Source organism: Singulisphaera sp. GP187, from assembly GCF_900129635.1.
GTDB lineage: Bacteria > Planctomycetota > Planctomycetia > Isosphaerales > Isosphaeraceae > Singulisphaera.
In genome coordinates this window covers 2,964,509-2,984,030 of the sequence record NZ_FSRB01000001.1, presented here as the reverse complement: position 1 = coordinate 2,984,030, position 19,522 = coordinate 2,964,509, and the positions used below count along the sequence as shown (strand labels likewise).

The 19,522-nt window shown below is 63.1% G+C and carries 17 protein-coding genes; 12 read left to right on the top strand and 5 right to left on the bottom strand.

Annotated features, from left to right (window positions below; translation table 11 throughout):
- Positions 1–2: 2 nt before the first annotated feature.
- The 7 genes from BUS42_RS11650 (at position 3) to BUS42_RS11620 (ending at position 7,204) form a co-directional block, all read left to right on the top strand.
- Complete coding sequence (locus tag BUS42_RS11650) at positions 3–986, top strand: stage II sporulation protein M (RefSeq protein WP_074307063.1); 984 nt, start codon at positions 3–5, stop codon at positions 984–986.
- A gap of 19 nt (positions 987–1,005) precedes the next feature.
- Positions 1,006–1,785: a hypothetical protein gene (locus tag BUS42_RS11645; RefSeq protein WP_074307062.1), complete on the top strand. Its 780-nt coding sequence runs from the start codon at positions 1,006–1,008 to the stop codon at positions 1,783–1,785.
- A complete protein-coding gene (locus BUS42_RS11640; RefSeq protein WP_074307061.1) occupies positions 1,779–2,504 on the top strand; it encodes a DUF4129 domain-containing protein in 726 nt (241 codons plus the stop codon). Before BUS42_RS11645 ends, BUS42_RS11640 begins: the two co-directional genes overlap by 7 nt.
- Complete coding sequence (locus BUS42_RS11635; RefSeq protein ID WP_074307060.1) at positions 2,501–3,697, top strand: DUF4350 domain-containing protein; 1,197 nt, start codon at positions 2,501–2,503, stop codon at positions 3,695–3,697. The genes BUS42_RS11640 and BUS42_RS11635 overlap by 4 nt, the downstream gene beginning before the upstream one ends.
- Positions 3,690–4,757 (top strand): AAA family ATPase, encoded by a 1,068-nt coding sequence (locus tag BUS42_RS11630; protein ID WP_074307059.1) that lies wholly within the window; start codon positions 3,690–3,692, stop codon positions 4,755–4,757. The genes BUS42_RS11635 and BUS42_RS11630 overlap by 8 nt, the downstream gene beginning before the upstream one ends.
- A complete protein-coding gene (locus BUS42_RS11625; RefSeq protein ID WP_074307058.1) occupies positions 4,754–6,070 on the top strand; it encodes a DUF58 domain-containing protein in 1,317 nt (438 codons plus the stop codon). Before BUS42_RS11630 ends, BUS42_RS11625 begins: the two co-directional genes overlap by 4 nt.
- Before the next feature lie 453 nt (positions 6,071–6,523).
- Positions 6,524–7,204, top strand: a complete 681-nt coding sequence (locus BUS42_RS11620; RefSeq protein ID WP_074307057.1) for a hypothetical protein — start codon at positions 6,524–6,526, stop codon at positions 7,202–7,204.
- A gap of 46 nt (positions 7,205–7,250) precedes the next feature.
- Here the strand turns inward: BUS42_RS11620 and BUS42_RS11615 are convergent, their stop codons facing one another.
- Both BUS42_RS11615 and BUS42_RS11610 read right to left on the bottom strand, forming a co-directional pair.
- Complete coding sequence (locus BUS42_RS11615) at positions 7,251–7,883, bottom strand: TlpA family protein disulfide reductase (RefSeq protein ID WP_074307056.1); 633 nt, start codon at positions 7,881–7,883, stop codon at positions 7,251–7,253.
- A 61-nt stretch (positions 7,884–7,944) separates the two neighbouring features.
- The gene (locus BUS42_RS11610; protein ID WP_074307055.1) at positions 7,945–10,614 is read right to left on the bottom strand and encodes a fused MFS/spermidine synthase; all 2,670 of its coding nucleotides are present in this window, start codon (positions 10,612–10,614) and stop codon (positions 7,945–7,947) included.
- A 340-nt stretch (positions 10,615–10,954) separates the two neighbouring features.
- On the opposite strand from BUS42_RS11610, the gene BUS42_RS11605 reads away from it, so the two are divergent.
- The gene (locus BUS42_RS11605) at positions 10,955–11,896 is read left to right on the top strand and encodes a 1-phosphofructokinase family hexose kinase (protein WP_074307054.1); all 942 of its coding nucleotides are present in this window, start codon (positions 10,955–10,957) and stop codon (positions 11,894–11,896) included.
- Between the two features lie 96 nt (positions 11,897–11,992).
- On the opposite strand, the gene BUS42_RS11600 is transcribed toward BUS42_RS11605, so the two are convergent.
- Together BUS42_RS11600 and trpE are read right to left on the bottom strand one after the other, a co-directional pair.
- Positions 11,993–13,849, bottom strand: a complete 1,857-nt coding sequence (locus BUS42_RS11600) for a sigma-70 family RNA polymerase sigma factor (RefSeq protein ID WP_074307053.1) — start codon at positions 13,847–13,849, stop codon at positions 11,993–11,995.
- Positions 13,850–14,013: 164 nt separating this feature from the next.
- Positions 14,014–15,519 carry an anthranilate synthase component I gene (trpE, locus tag BUS42_RS11595; protein ID WP_074307052.1) on the bottom strand — a complete coding sequence of 502 codons (1,506 nt, stop codon included), beginning with the start codon at positions 15,517–15,519 and terminating at the stop codon, positions 14,014–14,016.
- A gap of 405 nt (positions 15,520–15,924) precedes the next feature.
- On the opposite strand from trpE, the gene BUS42_RS11590 reads away from it, so the two are divergent.
- The 4 genes from BUS42_RS11590 (at position 15,925) to BUS42_RS11575 (ending at position 18,880) form a co-directional block, all read left to right on the top strand.
- Entirely contained in the window at positions 15,925–16,434 is a 510-nt protein-coding gene (locus BUS42_RS11590; RefSeq protein WP_074307051.1) for a UvrB/UvrC motif-containing protein, read from the top strand.
- A gap of 30 nt (positions 16,435–16,464) precedes the next feature.
- Positions 16,465–16,950, top strand: coding sequence for a UvrB/UvrC motif-containing protein (locus BUS42_RS11585; protein WP_015249579.1), 486 nt, complete (start codon positions 16,465–16,467; stop codon positions 16,948–16,950).
- Positions 16,947–18,011, top strand: a complete 1,065-nt coding sequence (locus tag BUS42_RS11580) for a protein arginine kinase (RefSeq protein ID WP_074307050.1) — start codon at positions 16,947–16,949, stop codon at positions 18,009–18,011. Before BUS42_RS11585 ends, BUS42_RS11580 begins: the two co-directional genes overlap by 4 nt.
- Before the next feature lie 170 nt (positions 18,012–18,181).
- Positions 18,182–18,880, top strand: a complete 699-nt coding sequence (locus BUS42_RS11575; RefSeq protein WP_074307049.1) for a J domain-containing protein — start codon at positions 18,182–18,184, stop codon at positions 18,878–18,880.
- A 117-nt stretch (positions 18,881–18,997) separates the two neighbouring features.
- Here the strand turns inward: BUS42_RS11575 and coaD are convergent, their stop codons facing one another.
- Entirely contained in the window at positions 18,998–19,516 is a 519-nt protein-coding gene (coaD, locus tag BUS42_RS11570) for a pantetheine-phosphate adenylyltransferase (RefSeq protein WP_074310977.1), read from the bottom strand.
- Positions 19,517–19,522: the final 6 nt, after the last annotated feature.

Genomic DNA, 19,522 nt, shown 5'->3' with positions numbered 1-19,522 from the left:
CGATGAGGGTCGCTGACCGTCTGGCCCAGCGCGAGGCCTCGTGGCGCGAGTTGGATACTCTGCTCGACGGACTCAACCGCCGCCGCCAGCTTCCCTCCGCCCGCGCGGCGGAGGTCGTACGGCTGGGAGAACTCTATCGCGCGGCCTGCACCGACCTGATGCTGGCGGAAACTCACGACCTGCCCCGCGAGACGGTGGCCTACCTTCACGCCCTGGTCGGGCGAGCGCACAATGCGGTCTATCGGGCGCAGGGGTTTCGCTTTGTCGACTGGGCGAACGCCCTGTTCGGTACGGCTCCGCGCCAACTCCGAGCCGATCCCGCGCTCCGAATCGCGGCCTTGGTCTTCTTCGGCAGCTTCTTGGTTTGCGCGCTCCTGGGGGCGGGACGTCCTGGGTTCGCAACGGCGGTGGTTGGCGAGTCGATGATCGAGATGATGGAGCAGTCTTACGCCGAGCCAATGGGGGCCGACCGTAAAGACGGGTTGAGTCGGAACGACACGATGATGGCGGGATTCTATATTCAGCATAACACCACCATTGGTCTTCAATGCTTCGCGTATGGTCTCTTGTTTGGCCTGGGAAGCCTGTATGAGCTGGTCTCGAACGGGGCGATTCTCGGGACGATATTCGGCCACATGGCGACCAGCCCGAGCGCCTCGAACTTTTATACGTTCGTGACAGCCCATGCGCCGTTTGAGCTGATGGCGATCGTCTTTTCCGGAGCGGCCGGGCTCCGGCTCGGCTATGGTTTGATCGACACTCAGGGACAGACCCGGCTGGGCTCGTTGCAGCGTGAGGCGCGACGGGCGCTTCCCACGGTGGGGGCGTCGGTCGTCTTGTTTTTGCTGGCGGCGTTTCTCGAAGGGTATGTTTCGGCGTCGGCTCTCCCTTATTCGGCCAAGGCGTCGATCGCGTTGGTCTGTGCCGGCCTGCTCGTCGCCTATCTCGCCCTTGGGGGGCGAAGGCGGGTCGTGGAACCCGATTGAGTCACGGTGGGGGTGGGGGTTGGCCTACGATCAGACCTTGGTACAAATCCGCGAACGCTCGTTTCTGGAGCTTCTCGACCTGGCCCTGGTCGTGCTTCGGCGTCGGCCGTTCACGATCGGATGCGCCGCGGTCGCGGGTGCGGCCCCGTTCGCGATTTTCAACGCCTGGCTCACCCGGGAGCAGGATCTTCCGTTCATCGGCTACCTGTTCGTGCTCGCGCTCGAGATCCCTTGGGCGACCGCTCCGCTCACGATCGTGCTCGGGGGCTTGATGTTCGCCGAACGCCGCTCGGTGGGACGCGTGCTCAAAACGATGATGCAGTCGTTCGTCTCGATGGTCCTGTTCCAGTTCATTCTCCGCGGCTTCTTGCTGGTCACGGTGCTTCTGATCCCGTTGATTCCGGTTCGAATGGCCTTTTTGAACGAGGTGATCCTGCTCGAACGCGGGCGGTGGCGGAATGCCCTTCGACGGAGCTCGACGCTCTGCGAACCGCGGGGCGGCGAGTTGCTGGGTCAATCGCTGGCGCAGTTCTGCTTCGGCACCTTGTTCGTGTTGGCCTTCTGGGCCGGTTCCGGAGCGTTGATCCAGGCCCTCTTCAGCAGCGAGCTGACCTGGGAGCCGACCTGGAACGACCTGGTAGGCCCTCGGTTCCACATCGCCATCTGGGTAGCGATCGAATTCTTCGCCATCGCCCGCTTCTTCAACTACATCGATCAGCGCATCCGCTTGGAAGGTTGGGAAGTCGAACTCCGACTTCGCGCGGTGGGACGTACTCTGGAGGATGCGAGACGATGGTGAGCCTGACGCTCTGGCTCATTCTGGGAGTCGCCGGCGCCGTGGGACCGGATTCGCAGCCCGACAGCGAAGCCGATCTCGCCGTGCGCGCTGCGCTCGGGCGCGGAGGATATCCCTGGTACAACGCGAAAACCGATTCGGTGATCCCGCTCTGGCCGCCGCAGCCAAGGTCGTTTCGCGGGTTCGATCGCTGGTTTGGCTGGCTGGGTCGGTTGCGGCTCGGGAGGCTCCATCTCGGCGAGCTCCTGATCATCGGCATGGTCATTCTGGCACTCTCGGTCCTGCTCGTCGTGCTCGTGGAGCTCTGGCGACGCTATCGGCCGATCTCGAGCGACTCCGAACCCGGGGTGACCTCGATCGCGAGGGCCAACCGGATCGAAGGGCTCCCCGCCGGCGTTCGCCCCGAGACCGATGATCCCTGGGCCGAGGCGGTGCGTTGGCGCGCGAGTGGAGACTACGCGAACGCGATCGTCTGTCTGTTCGCCCATCAGCTTCTGACGCTCCATCGGCTCCGCATCCTCCGCCTCAAACCAGGGCGAACCGGCCGGCAACTCGTCCGCGCCATCGACGATCCTCGATACCGAACGCCCGTCGACGCGACGCTCGGCCTTTTCGAGTCGGTCTACTACGGACACCTCACGCCGTCGCCCGAGGCCTTCGACGGGGTCTGGACGCAGGCCGAAGACTTTGAGCGGCTCGTGGCCGCGGGACCGGTCTCATGAACAAGCGGTCCTGGTTACGATCGACGTCGACGATTCTCCTGACCGTGGCGGTGCTGCTCCTCTCCGGATGCGCGACGCGACAGGTTGATACGAGCTACGGACGGGCCCGAGATCAAAGCATCAACGGCACGAGGACGCTCGTCGAACTTTTCAAGAACCAAGGACATACGGTGCGGACGGCGGTCCGACTCTCCGATGAGTTGGCCGATTGGGCCGACGTGATCGTCCGGATCGCGCCCTACTCGGGCCCCCCTGAGAAAGAGGAAGGGGACTGGTATTTCCATTGGTTGAGCCAGATCGGCGAGCGGCAGATGATTTATGTCGCGCGCGACTACGATGCGCTGGCCGACTACTGGCAGGAGACCATCGACCAGCTTCCCAAAGGGGGGGATCAAGCGCTCCGGGCACGCGCCGAGACGCTGCGCAATGAGGCGGCAAAGCAGGACGTGGGGGAGGGGGCCAGGCCCAAGGAGATCGCCCGTCCGGAAGAATGGTTTGCCGTGAACCCAGCTCCAGATCCGGCGACGACCTGCAAGACGCTCGATGGTTTCTGGAGCCAGGGGATTGACCCGGCCCGGGCGCGACTGCCGCGCCACGAGACGCTCAAGGTCGAGTCGGAGTCGGTCTTGCTCGAGGGGGATGGGAAACCCCTGGTCATCGACTGGACCCTGTTCAACGGAAGCAGTGTATTGGTCGCGGCCAACGGTTCCTTCCTCTTGAATGGAGCGTTACTCAATCACGCGCGTCGTACGCTGGCGATGCGGACCGTGGAGTGGGTGGGGGAGGACGCGCTGAACGTGGCGTTTGTCGAGGGCCGATACCTCCTCAACGGTCCCCCGGCGGCTCCGTCGGTGTTCGCCTTGCTGAAGATCTGGCCGTTCGGTTGGGTGGTGGCTCAGCTCTTGCTCCTGGGGCTGGTGGCCTGCCTGGCACGTGCGCCTCGGCTGGGGCGGCCTCGGCCGGATCCCCCCTCCGGTGAAGATCGACCGGTCGCTCATCCCGAAGCGATCGGCTCGCTGTTGGCCCGAATCGGCCAAGCCGCCGAGGCTCGGGCCTTGCTGGAAACGTATCGTCGCTGGCGCTTTCCCTCGAACCAGACGCGAGTCGGCCCGACCCCGGCCGCGCCCTTGCCCTCTGCGTCGGTCGACTCGACCGAGAAACCACTTCAACCCGGGTCTCTCACGCATGAATGACTTTGATTCTCCTGCCGAGTCCGAGATCCAATACCCTGATGAGCTGGCTGCCTCGGCCGCGTTCGAACCCCCGGAGCCGGGGTCTGAGAGGGCGTCAACGCCTGACTCCGGGCCCGTGGCGGCGTGGTCGAAGCGGATCGGGGCCGAGATCAACAAGGTCTTCATCGGTCAGGACCCGCTGGTGCGCGGGGTCATTGCCGCGCTCTTGGCCGAGGGGCACGTTTTGATCGAGAGCGTCCCCGGTCTCGGTAAGACGCTCCTGGTGCGGGCGCTGGGACGGGTCCTCGGGTGCTCCTTCAACCGGATCCAGTTCACTCCGGACTTGATGCCTTCCGACGTGACCGGTTCCCCCGTCTACGACGAACGGATCCATGATTTCCGGTTTCGTCCCGGCCCGGTCTTCACCCAGTTGCTGCTGGCGGACGAGATCAACCGCGCGCCTGCGAAGACGCACTCCGCGCTCCTCGAGATCATGCAGGAGACCCGCGTCACGATCGACGGAGTCGCGCATTCGATCGAACCCCCTTTTCTCGTCATGGCGACGCAAAACCCGATCGAGTCGGAAGGGACGTACAACCTTCCCGAGGCCCAACTCGACCGCTTCCTGTTCAAGCTCGTGGCCGACTATCCGAACCTGCACGAAGAGACCAACATCCTGCGACTGCACACGCGCGGGCTCGGCCCCGACGTGGCGCTGAGCCAGGACCTCGAGACAGTGACCGGACCCGACGAGATCCTGGCGATGCAGCGGCACTGCGCGGCGGTCCTCGTCGACGAACGCGTCCTCGGGTACATCGCGTCGCTGGTCCGAAAGACCCGCGAGTGGCCGACGTTTGCCCTGGGGGCGTCTCCGCGGGCCGGCGTCGCGATTCTCCGCGGTGCCCGTGCGATCGCGGCGCTCGAAGGACGTGACTTCGCCCTCCCCGACGACGTTCAGGAGGTGATTCTGCCTGCGCTCCGGCATCGGGTGATGCTGACGCCCGAGGCCGAAGTTGAGGGCCGAGGGGCCGATGAGCTGCTCACCGAACTGATCCGCTCGGTGGAGGTCCCCCTGCGATGATCTGGCCCGGCCGCGCGCTGGCCTTCTCCCTGCTGATCCCTGCACTGCTCTCCCTGGGCCTGTTCGTTTCCGACAGCCTGGGGCCAGCGGTCCTTGCGCTCGATCTCGTCGTCGGCCTCGTGGCGGTGGCCGATTTGGCCACGCTGATCGGCGCCGGGGCGTTCCGCGCCGAACGGCGCTGCGGGACGGTCAGTTCGCTGGGCGAAGCGCAGCAAGTCGAACTGAGCCTTTTCAATCTGGGTCGGCTTGGTCGGATCTTTCGAGCCCGCGATGACGTGCCCGATGCCTTCACCGCCGACCCTGCCGACTTCGTTGTGAGCGTCCCGGCTCGCGGGCGGGCCACGCTCTTGTACACGATCGTCCCCAAGCAAAGAGGGACCTATACGTTCTGCTCGGTGGATGCCTTGGTCTCGAGCCGCCTCGGGTTCTGGCAACGCGCTGTCTCATGGCCGGTAGAGACCGTCGTTCGGGTCTATCCCGACATCCGCCAGATCGGCCGCTACACCGTGCTGGCCCGCCGCGATAAGCTCAGCACGATGGGTGTGCGCCGGACCCGCCGACTGGGGACGGATAACGAGTTCGAGCGGCTCCGCGACTACACCGAGGGGGATGAGCCGAGGCACATGGACTGGCGGGCGACCGCGCGACGACGCAAGCTCACCGTGCGCGCCCACCAGGTCAACCAGAGTCAACGATTGATCTTTCTCATCGACTGCGGTCGGATGATGGCCGGGGATACGGGGCAGGGGCTCTCGCCCTTGGACCATGCGCTGAACTCGATGCTCATGCTCGCGCATATTGCCTTGATCCGAGGCGACCAGGTGGGCCTGCTCGCCTTTTCCGACCGCGTGCTCGCCTATGTCCCTCCCAACGGAGGGGCCAAGCGGGTCAAGCGGCTGGTGCACAGCGTGCACAACATCTTTCCCGAGATGGTGGAGTCGAGGTACGACCGCGTCTTCGTCGAGCTCGAGAAGCGTTGCCGTAAGCGATCGCTCGTCGTCATGATGACGAACCTCTTCGACGACGTGAATGCCCAGATCATCGGCGACCATCTGGCCAACGTTGTGGGGCGTCATCTGCCCTTGGGCGTGTTCCTCCGCGACCACGACATCTTTGCCCTGGCCGACAATGCGCCGAACCAGGGGCTCGGCCTCTATCAAGGAGCCGCCGCGGCCGCCCTACTCAACTGGCGAGAGCGGGCGCTTTCCTCCCTGAGAACCCGCGGCGTCATGACACTCGACCTCTTCCCCAACGAGTTGACAGCACCCCTGATCAATCAATATCTTCAGATCAAGGCCCGCCACTTACTCTAAAGCGGTTGGCCTGTGCATTGCATCCGAGCCAAGAATTCGAGGAGAGCGGCATTGGCACCGTCTCGTCGTGATTCGTTTTTAGCCCCAACAGGGCGGCCCAAGGAAGCCCAGGCAAAGCCCTGGGGATTCGGTCACCAAGGTTCCAAAGCCCTGCAGGGGCGGCCTAACCGGTTACCCTGGCCAGGCCGACCAGCCCAGGTCGATCATTCGGATTAGACTACTCTTGTATGGCTATTGCGTGCAAATATGTTGATTTGATGTGGTATTGCCTCGGGCTACTTTGGGCTGCCCCGTTGGGGCTAAAAACGGTGGCAGCGTGCGCAACGCGTTTGCAAACCATTGTAATCAATGCGAGACGAAACCAGCCTCGATCTTTCCAGAGTTCGTCTCATAAATAAGTGATGAGCATCAATTTTTCTTGTCACACGTCCCAATACGGAAAGGAATTCACCCTTGTCGTCGTTTGATCCCTCTTCGACGCAGGAGTCTCTGAATCCCTACGCCGCTCCGCTCGCCGACCTCGGAGCCGTCGAAACTGAGCGAGCTGGGGACGATTCCGAGGCGGAAATCGTTCGTCGGCTCTACCTCGGCCATGAAGCCGCGGTGAAATCCGTCGGATCGCTTCATTATTTTGGCGCATTCCTCGGCGCGATGGGCGTCATGGGAGTGGCGGTTGTCATGACGTATTCGGTTCAACGAGATCCGCAGTTGCCCACGTTCGCCGTGTTGGCCGTCTATGGCGGAATGACCGTAGTGAACTTCGGGCTGGGTTACGGCCTCCGCCATTTGCAGAGTTGGGCGCGATGGACGGAAACCGCATTCTTGCTGCTCGGTGTGCTCAGCATGGTCGCGGTGATGATCGGCCTGTATTTCACGGGTCACGGTGGACTCGTGGTGACCTATCTCTTCGTGCTCCTGATCTATTTCTACGTCCTCTACCTCTTACTCTCGCCGAAGGGGACGATGGTCTTTTCGCCCGGCTACTCTGCCATTATCGAAAAGACTCCGCACGTGAAGTACAAGACGAGCCGGATCGTCAGGATTGCGGTTGCGATCTTCCTTGGCTTGATCGTCCTCGGGGTCATCCTCGGCGTGATCGGCACAATCTTCGGGGACGTGAAAGTGAAGTCATGACGCTCGATCCACGTGCCCCACGTTCCGGGTGGCCGGCCGTCGGAAATTAGCGCGGCGGTGCCGTGTCGGCGGGGCTTTCGGCGGCAGGGATCGATTCGTTTTTCAACGCGCCGGTTGGGTTTGTGGAGAGCTTTTCGAGAAAGTCGACCACCGAGGGATCGTCCCATTGCGCGGACCCAACCTCGGAGACGACGACCCGCCCGTCAGGCGCGATTACGAACGTGGCCGGGATTCCCTCGGTCGCGAACGCGGGCGGAATATCGCTTGCCATGAGGATGGTCATGGGCCAGTTCTTGCCTTTCAAGAACGAGCGGACCACCTCGGGTGACTCATCGGTGGAGACGCAGAGAAAGGCGACATCCTTGAGCCGGGGGTTGCCGGCCAGGTTGGCGATCGCGGGGAGCTCCGCCACGCAGGGCGGGCACCAGGTTGCCCAGACATTCAGGAAAATCGTTTTCCCCTGATATTTCTCGAGGGGGACGGAGCCCCCCGCAAGGTCGTGGAGACTCCAGCCATACGCCGCCACGCTCGCTGGAATCGGTGCCTTGAGCTCAGGCACCGACAAATTGCCGCTGCCCGAGCGCGGGCCGAAGAGGAGCAGGAACACAATCCAGGCGGTCGCCAGGCTCGCCGTCACGATCAACCAGGTCCGAGCAGGCGTGGGTTTGGATTCGTTCATCGTTCGATTGACCGCAAGTCCTGGAATGATTTCATGTTCCTAACTCCTCTTTCACATTCTCTCAGTCATCGCCACGGGTGGCGGCGACCGGGGCGAGCAGGTTTTCGACGGGGGCGTAGTCGTCGGTCAAGATGATGCCACGCGACCGGATCTCGACCTGGCGCTGATCTTCCTTGCCGAACGGTTTCGGTTCAAAGAGCTGGTCGCTCTGGAAGAACTTGGGGTCGTCGTCCTGGCTACCCAGATCCTTGATCAGGTCATCGAGCGGCTGCTTCGAGGCGACCACCACGAACGTTTCACGCAGTCCCGATCCCGGCGTGTTATCGGTTCCAAAAATATACACATGCGGGAAGGTGAGCTTGGCGGTTTTCACCCAGGCCCCGAGGAATCCGCCGTAGCCGAGAGCACGTTTCTGCTCGTCGCGTTCGACCTGGGCTTTGGCATCGGCCCCGGTGATCTCGTCTTTCGCGATCTTGGTGCGCGCTTTCTCCTTGGAAATTTCGTCGGACTCGTAGGCATCGATGATGTTGATCATGTAGATGCCGTTCGGGGACATCATCTTGGCGATCTTGTCGTTGAACTGCTTGGTCGTCAGGTGCCAGGGGACGGAGAAGTCATTGAAGGCGTCGCCGAAGACGAGGTCATATTGCTTGTTGTTCTGGTTGCGCTCGACGAACTGGCGGGCGTCACCCCAGGTGGTCTTGATCGTCGTGTCTTCCGGGAGGCCCAACGCCATGTGGTTGGCCCGCGTGACGGCGGGGTCGATCTCGGCGACGTCCACCTCGGCCCCGGGATAGGTGTGTTGCATGTAGCGCTGGAAGGTGTAGGCACCGCCGCCGAGGAAGAGGTTGTTGAGCGGGGTCGACTTCGCCTTGGCCGCGTCGTTCTCCTTCTTTTTGGCCTGGGCCTGGCGATGGGCTACCAGGGCGTAGATGTGCTCGTAGTCGTAGTCGAGCCGCTCCGGGTGGCCGAGGATGAAGTAGCCGTGAATCAGGTTGTCGAGGACGAGCGTGCGTTTCTGGCCCTCGGCGTCGGGTTCGTTGGTCACCTTGATAAAGTAGTAGTCGCTTTCATCGATCCAGGCGATTGCGTCCTCGGATGTGGCCGGGTTGCCGATCTCCTCGCGAATGCCCCACTGAAGCCCCTGCTTCTGGAACCAAGGTGCGGGGAAAAACGCGATCACGCAGAGCCCGAGGGGAATCCCAGCCCAGGCGGCGTGCCAGACCGAGCCGAGCGAGGTCGCCGCGAACGCGAGTGCCGCCGCCAGAACGAGCAGGACTCCCTTGCTCCCCATGGTGTCGATCAGGACGAACCCGGTCAGGAACGTGCCGAGGATGCTCCCGACCATGCCCCAGGCATAGACCTGGCCAATCGCCGTACCGGTCCGCTTGCTCCCGCGCAGCCGCTCGACGGCGAGCTTGGCGACGACCGGGCTGACCGTCCCCATCGCGACCGAGGGGAGGAAGAACACGGCAAAGACCGCGAGCAAGACCCGCGCGGGCCATTGCAGGTGGACTTCAGCGCCACCGGGCAAAGTCAACTTGCTGACCGAGATCGGCAGGCTCAGAATGGCCTTGCTATCCCCGTCCATCCATTTTTTGGCGGCCCATTGCGGTGGCGTTTCCAAAAGCAGGATGCTCAGCGTCAGGACCGAGGCCACCAAGAAGAGCCAGCTCGCCTGCTTCTCGCGCTGGATGTAATCGGCGATTTTACCGCCGAGCAGGTTGCCCAGGCTCAAGCCGCCCAGGAGGACGCCGATGATGCTCGTCCAGCCGTAAATGCTCGACCCGAGGTGGCGCGTGACCAACCGGCCCGCCACCATCTCGAGCGACATGAACGCCAGGCTGGCCACGAACGAGAGGACTGCCAGGTCGGCGAGGCTCGTCTTGCCGGCGGTTCCCTCGTGGCCCGTACCGATCACGTCGGACGCGGCCTCAACCGCGCTCGCGCGTCGCGCTTCCAGGAGCCGGCGGACGCCGATGATCGCCAGCGCGACCGAGAGGACGTGTCCACCCAGGGCGAGCGGATTGATCGGGATCGACCCGAGCGTGATGCCGTGAACCGGAATCAACCGGACCAAGGGAGCAATCGACCCGAGCCCGAGCAGCGCGGCGGTCAGCAGACCGACCCCCGTGCCAATCGGCGTCCCGATCAAGGCGGCCGCCAGCAGGGCGAGGGCCGCCGCCACGATGGTGACGATCGTGGAGATCGGCGCCAGGTACATCAGGATGAAACCGGCGAGGAACGTCCCGACGATCGACCCGACCGCGCCAAAGAAATAGACGTCGCCAATCGCGCTGCCGGCCTTTCTCGACTGCTCGACGGCCATCTTGGCGACGACCGGCCCGATCATCCCTAGCACGGTGGCCGGGATCAGGAAGTCGAGCGTGACGACCACGACCGTGCGGAGGTTCCACGGCATCGACTCGAGGCCGGGGGTCAGGCCGACCACCGCATTCATCCAGAGGCAGCTCAAAGTCAGGAACGCTCCGAGCGCGTACAAGGGACCGACCGCTTTGGAAGGATCCACCCGGTCCGCCAGGCGTCCACCCAGGACGTTGCCCAGACAGATTCCACCGAGCATGATGCCGATCACGCTCGTCCAGACGCTGAGCGAGGCCCCGACATGGGTCGCCACGAGCCGGCTGGCCACCAGCTCCAGGATCATGATGCAGAGACTGCTCAGGAACGAGAGAAGATAGGGTAGCAATCGAATGACGAGGCCCATCATGCGGGGGCAACTCCTGGATGCGACAGTCCGACTCGTTGTAAATACAAGGCAGGTCCACGATATCCGACGGAGAGAAGGCCGACAACCAGTTACCGTTACCGCACCGCGTCGGCCCGAAACGAAGGGAAGTCACGTCTCCAACGTCGGTCTTTCTGAAGGCGAATGAAACTTTTAGGTGAGCGAAGCCATGACGGTATGCAGACCGTGCCGGGCCCGTTTCGCCTCATCGGGATTTTCGAGGCGTTTTTTCCAAAGACGAAGAGGTTGCTCTTCGCGGCGATCCGAAGAGAATAGCATCGTGAATCCACTTCCAGCCGCTACCCATCGAACCGGTCGCTCCATGATTCTCTGTGTCACTCTGAACCCTTGCCTCGATAAGACCTTGACCGTCCCCGCCTGGCAGCCCGGCGACTCGGTGCGCGGACAATCCGTGCGCGAGGTGGTCGGCGGCAAGGGGAACAACGTGGCCCGCGCACTGAAGCGCCTGGGCCGAACGGCCCGCCCGGTCACGTTCCTGGGAGGGCCGGTGGGCGACCACTGTGCCGCCTTGCTCCAGCGCGACGACGGCCTCGACCCGTTGATTACCTCCACCGAGGCGCTCACCCGCGTTATCCTGACGGTGCGGACCGAGCACTCCCCACTCCAGACTGCCTTCTTCGACCCCGATCCGGCCGTCACCGTGACCGAAGCCGAGGCCCTGTTTCATCGCGTCGAGGGGGCGCTGGCCGAGGGGACCGTGACCGCGCTGACCCTCTCGGGATCGAGCCCGGCGCCGGTCACCCACGGCCTCTACAGCGACCTGATCGCCCTGGCCCGATCGCGGCGGATTCCGGTCTTCCTCGACACCTACGGCCCGGCCCTCGAAGCGATCTGGGGGTTCTGGCCCGAAGTCATCCAGCTCAACCGGCGCGAGGCCGCGCTCCATCTCCGCAAGCCGACCGTCACCGACGCCGACGTACTCGGCATGCTCGAGAGCTGGTCGCGCCACGGGGTGCGCTACGGCCTCGTCACCGACGGCCCAGGCCCCGTCTTGATCCGGCACCGCAACACGATCTTCCGCGCGACCCCGCCTTCGATCGACGCAGTGAACCCGATCGGCTCGGGCGATTGCCTGCTCGCAGGCTTGGCCGATGCCTGGCTGTCGGGTCTCGACCCCGAAGCGACGCTTCGCCACGCAGTGGGTTCGGCCGTGGCGAATGCCCTGGTCTGGGATGCGGGGGCGATCGACCCCGAGGAAGTGAAGCGCCAGGGAGAGGCCGTCGAGATCGCCGTGTTGGATTGATCCGACGGAGTTACGCACGCTTTCAGAATGATGCTTCGATGCGGCCGGGATGCTTGAAGTCCGAAGCGGATTCTGCGTCCCGGCCATGAGGTTAGGTCATTGGAAGCTGCCACCCTTGTCTGGTGCCGGTTTCAATCGCTCCTGATCGAGTCGCCATCCTTCCGCCTTGAGCTTTTTGATTTCATTGAGGGTCTTGAGCATATCCACCAGTTCACTCGCTTCGTCGGGCGTGAGCTCACCCCGCTCCGCCTTGCTCTCCAAGTTGGTGAGGGGGTTGTCTTCATCGTCCTCGTTGGAGATGAAGAGCACCCCATCCTTGACCTTGTAAGCGAGCCCGATTTGACGAAGCAGGAGAGAGAGGGTGGTTTTGAGCGGTACTCCCTTCAGGTCGATGGTTACCGGCGAGGTCATCGTCCTTTCGGCCGTCTGCAGGCCGACTGGGTCGACGTAGATCGGGATTCCCTTTCCCTTGGGACCCGCCAATGTGGAATTGATGTGCTTGAGAATATCTTCAAGAGGCGTTTCGTCGCTGAAAACCATGTCGATCGGTTCCTCGAGCTTTTCAAGGAGGGCCTTCGACTTGGGATCTTCATCGGACCGTTTTGGCCCGGGGCGAGGGCCGGGTACTGGTCCTTCTGAGTCGGTTTTTGCCCGGGCCAACATCTGGTTGGCCTCTTGCTGGTAGTATTCCACCTGGAGGAGCAGGTTATTCTTCGCCGCACTTGGCTCGAGACGGATCACAATTTCCCTCAGAGTACGCATGCGGCCAAGATGGTCCGAGAGGGCTTCGGCCCGCTGGGCGGCCGTCTGGTTCGAGTCGTTCAAGATCGCTTTTGACCAATGGATGAGGCTAGTGAGCTTGGCCCCAGCCGGGTCATCCTTACCTCTGAGTTCTTCTTGAAAAATCTGGTTGGCCAGTTGGCTTTGCGACTTGGCCTGGGAGTGACGCTCCGGGTCGAGGTTTGGCCTCTCAACCGCCTTGACTTCGTGACCGGCGGGTGACGAGGCTGCCTTCTCCGCTGCCTGGTCATCTTGACCTCGGATTTTCAGCGTCTCTCCGATCACGGGTTCGGCCGGACGTTCTTCGTTCGACGGCTGGGCGACGACGCCTACGCTTCCAGCCAGAAACCCCAGAATCAACAGGGCCGCTGTTGTGGTTCTCAGTTTGGTCCAGAACATCGTTGTAAGCACCCCTTCCAGGAGAGCGGCCACCGAAGCCGAGACCATCCCGGCCGTGATCGGGCCAGCCGCCACTTTCATGGCTGTTGCCACCGTAGTCGCACGTAGGGTTTCGGGGACGACGGCCAACGACTTGCGCGACAGCGTCGTGGCCGTGAGGGCAAGGGCGAGGCTGAGGCCACGGCGGATGAGCCTTACCTTCAAGAGTTCGCGAGCCCGGACGAGCCGGCCTTTGACAGTGCCCAAGGGCCATTGGAGTTGGTTGGCCGCCTCTTCGTGGGTGAATCCTTCGAGGTGGCAGAGCACGATCGGTGCGCGGTACTTCGTGGGCAGGCGGCCCAGCTCCTCGTCGAGAAGCGGCCCAAGCTCAAAAGTGGTGACGTCCGTTTCGGGAGCCACGGGGGGAGTCGCCATACTGGGCTCACGCCACCGCCGTTGCGCCGCCTCGGACCGTGCTCGCAGCGCCACGCGATGGGCGACGCCGTAGAGCCAGTGGCCGATCGCGTCGCGCTCGCCCAGCGAGTTCGCTCGTCGCACGAGGACGAGGAATGTGGCCTGGAAGGCATCATCAACGTCGTTCGGATCGACGAGCAGGCGACGACAGACCCCGAGGACCATCGGCCCGTGACGCGCCACGATCGCTTCAAAGGCGACTTCATCCCGATCGTTTAGGTACCGGCTAAGCAGTTGCCATTCCGACAGGCCCGCAACCGTCCCTCGGCCGAAGAGTCGACCGAGCTGGTGCAGGACTGCGCCTTGGTGCGCGCTGGCCATTTGAGTGGAACCCCTCTGCCCTCGACAGGTCTTCCCATAATGCGGGAACGAGGGCCTTGGGATACAACTTTTTTTGGGGAATTCTGAGGCGAGCCGGGAACGCACGCTCCCGCTCGCCTTGGGAGGGCAGAAGACAGGGAGCACGCCAACGTGGGATCGTCGATTCAGAGCTGGGTTTCGGCGATCTCGATCGCCTTGAGCAGCCCGCGCGCCTTGTTGATCGTCTCTTCGTATTCGTCGGCGGGGACGCTGTCGTAGACCACGCCGCCCCCGGCCTGGACGTAGGCGGTCGTCCCCTTGAGCACCAGGGTTCGCAGCGCGATGCAGGTGTCCATATTGCCGGTGAAGTCGATGTAGCCGACCGCGCCGGCGTACGGACCGCGTTTTTGCGGCTCGACCTCGTCGATGATCTGCATGGCGCGAACCTTGGGCGCGCCCGAGACCGTTCCGGCCGGCAGGCCGGCGCGCAGGGCATCGAAGGCCGTCTTGCCCGCGCTCAGCCGGCCGGTCACGTTTGACGTGATGTGCATGACGTGCGAGTAGCGCTCGACCTTCATGACGTCGGACAACTGAACCGTCGTGAAGTCGGCCACCCGGCCCACGTCGTTCCGGCCCAGGTCCACGAGCATGATATGCTCGGCGCGCTCCTTGGGATCGTTCAAGAGCTCCTCGGCCAGCGCCTGATCCTCGGCCTCGTCCTTGCCGCGCCGGCGCGTTCCGGCCAACGGGCGGATTGTGACGGTGGAATCTTCGACCCGGACGAGAATTTCCGGCGAGCTGCCGATCAGGCAGAAGTCGCCGAACGGGAGATAAAACAGGAAGGGGCTCGGATTGACGACCCGGAGTACGCGATAGATGTCGAAAGGGGCGGCCGTCGTCTCGAGCTGAAACCGCTGACTGGGCACCACCTGGAAAATATCGCCCGCCTTGATGTATTCCTGGCAGTGGCGGACGACCTGCTCGTACCCTTCGCGTGTGAAGTTCGACTGGGGCGTCAGCCGCAACGGGCCGTCGGTCTCGATGTCGCGGACCGTCAACTCGGGCCCCGGCTGGGCAAGGCGGGCGGCCAGTTCGTCGACTCGGGCGCAGGCCTGGTCGTAGGCGGCGCGGAGGTCGCTCTTGGGGCCGGCCGCGACGTCGGCATGGGCGACGACCAGGATCGTCTTGCGGATGTGGTCGAAGAGGACCATCCGGTTGTAGAAGGCGAACAAGAGGTCGGGCAGTCCGCGGTCATCGGGCGGGCCGTTCGGGAGTCGCTCGGTGTAGCGGACCGCGTCGTAGGCGGCGTAGCCGACCGCTCCCCCCGCGAACCGGGGAAGACCCGGGAGCTGGACCGCCCGATAGCGTTCGAGCAGGCCTTGGAGGTTCTCGAACGGATTTTCCGACGTGAGCCGGAGCGCATTCTCGGGAGCGACGGTCTCGGTGATCGTGACCTCGGTCCCGCGCGCCTCGAACGTCAGATAAGGCTCGGTGCCGAGGAAACTGAACCGGCCGACTTTCTCGCCGCCGATCACGCTCTCGAACAAAAACGAAGGGGCTGATCGCTCGATCCGATGGAAGGCCGAGACCGGAGTCAGGCCGTCACCCATCAGTTGGCGATAGACCGGAACGCATGGCGCCTGTTCGGCCAAGCGACAAAATTCTTCGAAAGAAGGACGGTGGGGGCCCATAACCTTCGCTTGCTCGCCCGGACCGGTCTGTCGTGCCCCGAGTCCTCAACGTGATGCTCGTTCGCGCGATCCCGGCCGCACCGATCCGGGCTGGCCGAGGCGTTTGATCTTAGCAGCCAGGGGGCGGATAGGCAAGTCGTCCGCCCTCCGATCGGTCGCGGGTCGGCGGGACCGCCCCCTTGTCCAAAAGCCTTTTGATGTCAAGATTTAACGCGTAACCGTTTAACAGGGGCGAAGGGCTTGCTCGGGGGGCTGGGTTGCTTGACACCCCGGATGGCCGAATTACAATAGGATTCAGCGGAGCCCCGTGTCCGCGGAAGTCGAGTGCAACCGGTCCGCGGCGATCGACCGCGGACCAGGGGCAAAGGTCGTCGGCAACCGGTCGGGGTCGGTGGAGATTGCCAGATGAAATGCCAGAAATGTGCCAAGCCGGCCACGTTTCATATCACCGACATCGAACGGGGAAAACCTCGCGAATATCACTTTTGCGATGAGCATGCGCGCCAGCACCTGACCCCGGTCGAGGAAGCGCAGGAGCCGGCTCCGATGAGCGAGCTGGCCAAGAAGTTGATCGTCAGCGGAACCGGATCCGCTCGTGAGTCGTCTCCGGCCGACCGCCAGGCTTGTCCGATCTGCCAGATCACCTTCTTGGAGTTCCGCAACTCGGGCCGGCTCGGTTGTCCCTACGATTACGAAGTTTTTCGCGACGAGTTGATGCCTCTCCTCGAGAATATCCACGATGAGACGCGGCACTCGGGAAAGGTTCCGAAACGCGCACCCCGGAATAGTCAGCAGCAGACGACGTTGATTCAATTGCGGAACGACTTGAAACGTGCCGTCGCGGCCGAAGATTATGAAACGGCGGCGCATGTGCGTGACAAGATCAAGTCGATCGAGCACGAACAGGGGCGTTGAGAACCGCCTCGTCGGATGGATGGTCGACTCATGACGTGTCAGCACTGTCAGGACGAAGCGACGGTCCATCTGACCGAGACGGTCGATGGCCAGCGCCGTGAACTTCACCTGTGCGTGGCCTGCGCCCGCGAGGCGGGCGTGGCCTTGCCCGAGTCCGCTCCGAGCCTGGCGCTCGATGCGGTCATTCAGAGTCTGATTGTGACGAATGTAGGCGAGTTGGTGGGCGAGCTCGCCAGTCTGACTTGTCCCGACTGTGGCCTTAAGTTCATGGAATTCCGAGCCAAAGGCCGGCTCGGATGTCCCCACGACTATCGCGTGTTCGCGCGGGGCCTGCTCCCCTTGATCAGCCGTACGCACGGTGCGACGCGGCATGTGGGCAAGGTGGCGCGGAGGCGTCCGGCTGAGAGCGAGCGGCTCCGGCTCCGGACCCAATTGCGAGACGCGATCGCCCGCGAAGATTATGAGCTGGCCGCGCGGCTGCGCGACCAGCTCCGCCCCAAGGACGCCGACGCATGAATCTGGATGACTTGACGAGAAACTCCGGCGAGTGGCTTCGTGGCACGGGCCCCGAAAGCGATATCGTCATGTGCTCGCGCATTCGACTGGCGCGCAACCTAGCCGACTTTCCCTTCAGCAACCGCGCGAGCCGGGGCGAGAAGACCGAGATCGAGGGAAACTTTAAGTCCTGCCTGACCACGGCCGGCCTCGACCTGTCTTACTTCGACGTCAACAACATGACGTCGCTCGACCGCCAATTCCTCGTCGAGCGCCAGCTCGTCTCGCGCGAACTCGCCAACGGCGAAGGAGCCCGGGGCGTCGCGATCGGGCCGCTGGAAAACATCTCGATCATGGTCAATGAGGAAGACCACCTGCGGATCCAGGTCATGCTCTCGGGCCTGTCGCTCCACGAGGTCTGGGACCGGATCAACCGGCTCGATGACCAGCTCGAAGAATATCTCGCCTACGCCTACAGCGCCCAGCTCGGCTACCTCACCGCCTGCCCGACCAACGTCGGCACCGGAATTCGGGTGGGCGTGATGCTTCACCTCCCCGCCTTGGTCCAGACCAAGCAGATTGATAAGGTCTTCCGGGCCCTCCAGAAAATCAACCTGGCGGTTCGCGGCCTCTACGGCGAAGGAACCCAAGCGTTCGGCGACTTCTACCAGATCTCGAACCAGCAGACCCTCGGCAAGAGCGAGCTGGAATTGATTCGGATCCTCACTGATGTCGTCCCGCAAGTCATTCAGTATGAGAGGACCGCCCGCCAAGTCCTCATGAATGAGCGGCGACAACACCTCCACGACCAGGTGAGCCGGGCCTACGGCGTCCTCAAAACCGCGCACACGATCTCGAGCGAAGAGACGATGCTCCTCCTCTCGAGCGTGCGGATGGGGATCAACCTCGGCCTGATCGACGACCTCGAGATCGCCACCGTCAACGAGCTCTTCATCCAGACTCAGCCCGCCTATCTCCAGAAAATCCAAGGGACGGAACTGGGAGTGGAGGAGCGAAACGTCGCCCGCGCCTCGTACCTTCGAAGCCGTTTGTCGAACGGCCGGCACGTGGAACCCGAATGAGCGACCGCTCGTTGTCGACCGATCCTTTCCAACACTCACTCACTCTCCTCTGGGTATTGTAACCTAGACTTTTCTCTGAGAGCCGGGCCTGTGCGCAGTCGACCGATTCGATTCGCGACGCCCGCAATGCGCTTTGAGTCGTCGAAGGCCGGCCTTCCCAGGGGATAGGTGTGATCGCATTCAGCTTTCAAGTCGAGCCGCACGTGGTCCTGGAAGTGACACCTGAGGCCACGCTCCGGGAAATCCACGAGGCCTACCGACGCCAAGCCAAGAAGCATCACCCAGATACCGGCGGAACGGCTTGGGCGTTTCGGATCGTGTCCCAGGCATACGAGGTTTTAAGCACGGCACGGCTGGAGCAGGCGAGCCGCCGGGTGACCGAGGCGGAAGCGCGGTCACGCTCGCCCCGGCCCGAATCCGCGACCACCGCGGCTCAGAACGAGCACGAAGAGGCCCCGAATCAACCGACGGACCCCAGGCGACGGGTCGGCGTCGAGAAGCTCTGGGTGCGCTACGAGTCGGAACCGCTCTGGTTGATCCAGGACCCGATGCGCGATGAGCATTCCCTGAGCTGTTCACTCAATTTCAAGTGGCCCGACCCCTCGTTCGAACGCGTGCCGGTGGAATCCGCGGAGGTTGAGCCAATCCTCAATCAACTGGCGGGGGTCTTCGAGGCGATGTGCGGTAAGACGACGGTTGATACGTCTCGAATCCGGATCAATGACGATTCCTTTACCGGTTGGCTGAGCTATTCTTCGGGCGAAAAGGCGGTTGCGGCCTACCAGTTACTCCAAGAAATGCTTCTGAGTTATGGGTTTGCCGTTCGGAAATGGGATCGTGATCTGCTGATTCCTCACACCTGGATCTGACCGCCATTCTGCCCGCGGGTTGGGTGGGTGGCCGTTTGCCTGCCGAGGCGAAACCTGGTGGGCCGTGCCTACCCTACAAGATAGATCGTTATATAGACACGGCTCGACAGTGGGATTTCAGCCGGACTGCCCCTGCATCTTGGCCATGATCGGGGCGATGATCTGCTCGGGAACGAATCGGCCGAGCGAGGATGCTCCGCCGTAACGGGCGATCTGTTTGATGAGTGAGCTCGAGACGTGCGAGTATTCGCCGTCGGCCATGAGGAAGACGGTCTCGACGAACGGGTCGAGCCGGTTGTTCGTCAAGGACATCCCGAACTCATATTCCATGTCGGACAGCGTGCGAACCCCGCGCAAGATCACCCGTGCGCCGATCCGACGGACGAACTGGACGGTCAGCTCTTCGAACGACTCGACCGAAACGTTCGGGAATGAGGCGACGATGTCCCGCGCCAGGGCCACGCGCTCGTCGATGCTGAAGAGTGAGGCTTTGTTCGGGTTGACGCCGATTCCGATGACCACGTGCTCGAAAAGGAGACGGCCGCGGCGGATCACGTCGAGGTGCCCGAGCGTGAGCGGGTCAAAGGTGCCGGTGAACACGGCCGTGCGCGACGGGTCGGAAGTTCGCGGAGTCATGATCAT

What these genes read in the sequence shown, in the direction of transcription:
- BUS42_RS11650 (WP_074307063.1), top strand. Translation starts at nt 3, where the DNA reads ATGAGGGTCGCTGACCGTCTGGCCCAGCGCGAGGCCTCGTGGCGCGAG.
- BUS42_RS11640 (WP_074307061.1), top strand. Translation starts at nt 1,779, where the DNA reads ATGGTGAGCCTGACGCTCTGGCTCATTCTGGGAGTCGCCGGCGCCGTG.
- BUS42_RS11635 (WP_074307060.1), top strand. Translation starts at nt 2,501, where the DNA reads ATGAACAAGCGGTCCTGGTTACGATCGACGTCGACGATTCTCCTGACC.
- BUS42_RS11630 (WP_074307059.1), top strand. Translation starts at nt 3,690, where the DNA reads ATGAATGACTTTGATTCTCCTGCCGAGTCCGAGATCCAATACCCTGAT.
- BUS42_RS11625 (WP_074307058.1), top strand. Translation starts at nt 4,754, where the DNA reads ATGATCTGGCCCGGCCGCGCGCTGGCCTTCTCCCTGCTGATCCCTGCA.
- BUS42_RS11615 (WP_074307056.1), bottom strand. Translation starts at nt 7,883, where the DNA reads ATGAACGAATCCAAACCCACGCCTGCTCGGACCTGGTTGATCGTGACG.
- BUS42_RS11610 (WP_074307055.1), bottom strand. Translation starts at nt 10,614, where the DNA reads ATGATGGGCCTCGTCATTCGATTGCTACCCTATCTTCTCTCGTTCCTG.
- BUS42_RS11605 (WP_074307054.1), top strand. Translation starts at nt 10,955, where the DNA reads ATGATTCTCTGTGTCACTCTGAACCCTTGCCTCGATAAGACCTTGACC.
- BUS42_RS11600 (WP_074307053.1), bottom strand. Translation starts at nt 13,849, where the DNA reads ATGGCCAGCGCGCACCAAGGCGCAGTCCTGCACCAGCTCGGTCGACTC.
- trpE (WP_074307052.1), bottom strand. Translation starts at nt 15,519, where the DNA reads ATGGGCCCCCACCGTCCTTCTTTCGAAGAATTTTGTCGCTTGGCCGAA.
- BUS42_RS11590 (WP_074307051.1), top strand. Translation starts at nt 15,925, where the DNA reads ATGAAATGCCAGAAATGTGCCAAGCCGGCCACGTTTCATATCACCGAC.
- BUS42_RS11585 (WP_015249579.1), top strand. Translation starts at nt 16,465, where the DNA reads ATGACGTGTCAGCACTGTCAGGACGAAGCGACGGTCCATCTGACCGAG.
- BUS42_RS11580 (WP_074307050.1), top strand. Translation starts at nt 16,947, where the DNA reads ATGAATCTGGATGACTTGACGAGAAACTCCGGCGAGTGGCTTCGTGGC.
- coaD (WP_074310977.1), bottom strand. Translation starts at nt 19,516, where the DNA reads ATGACTCCGCGAACTTCCGACCCGTCGCGCACGGCCGTGTTCACCGGC.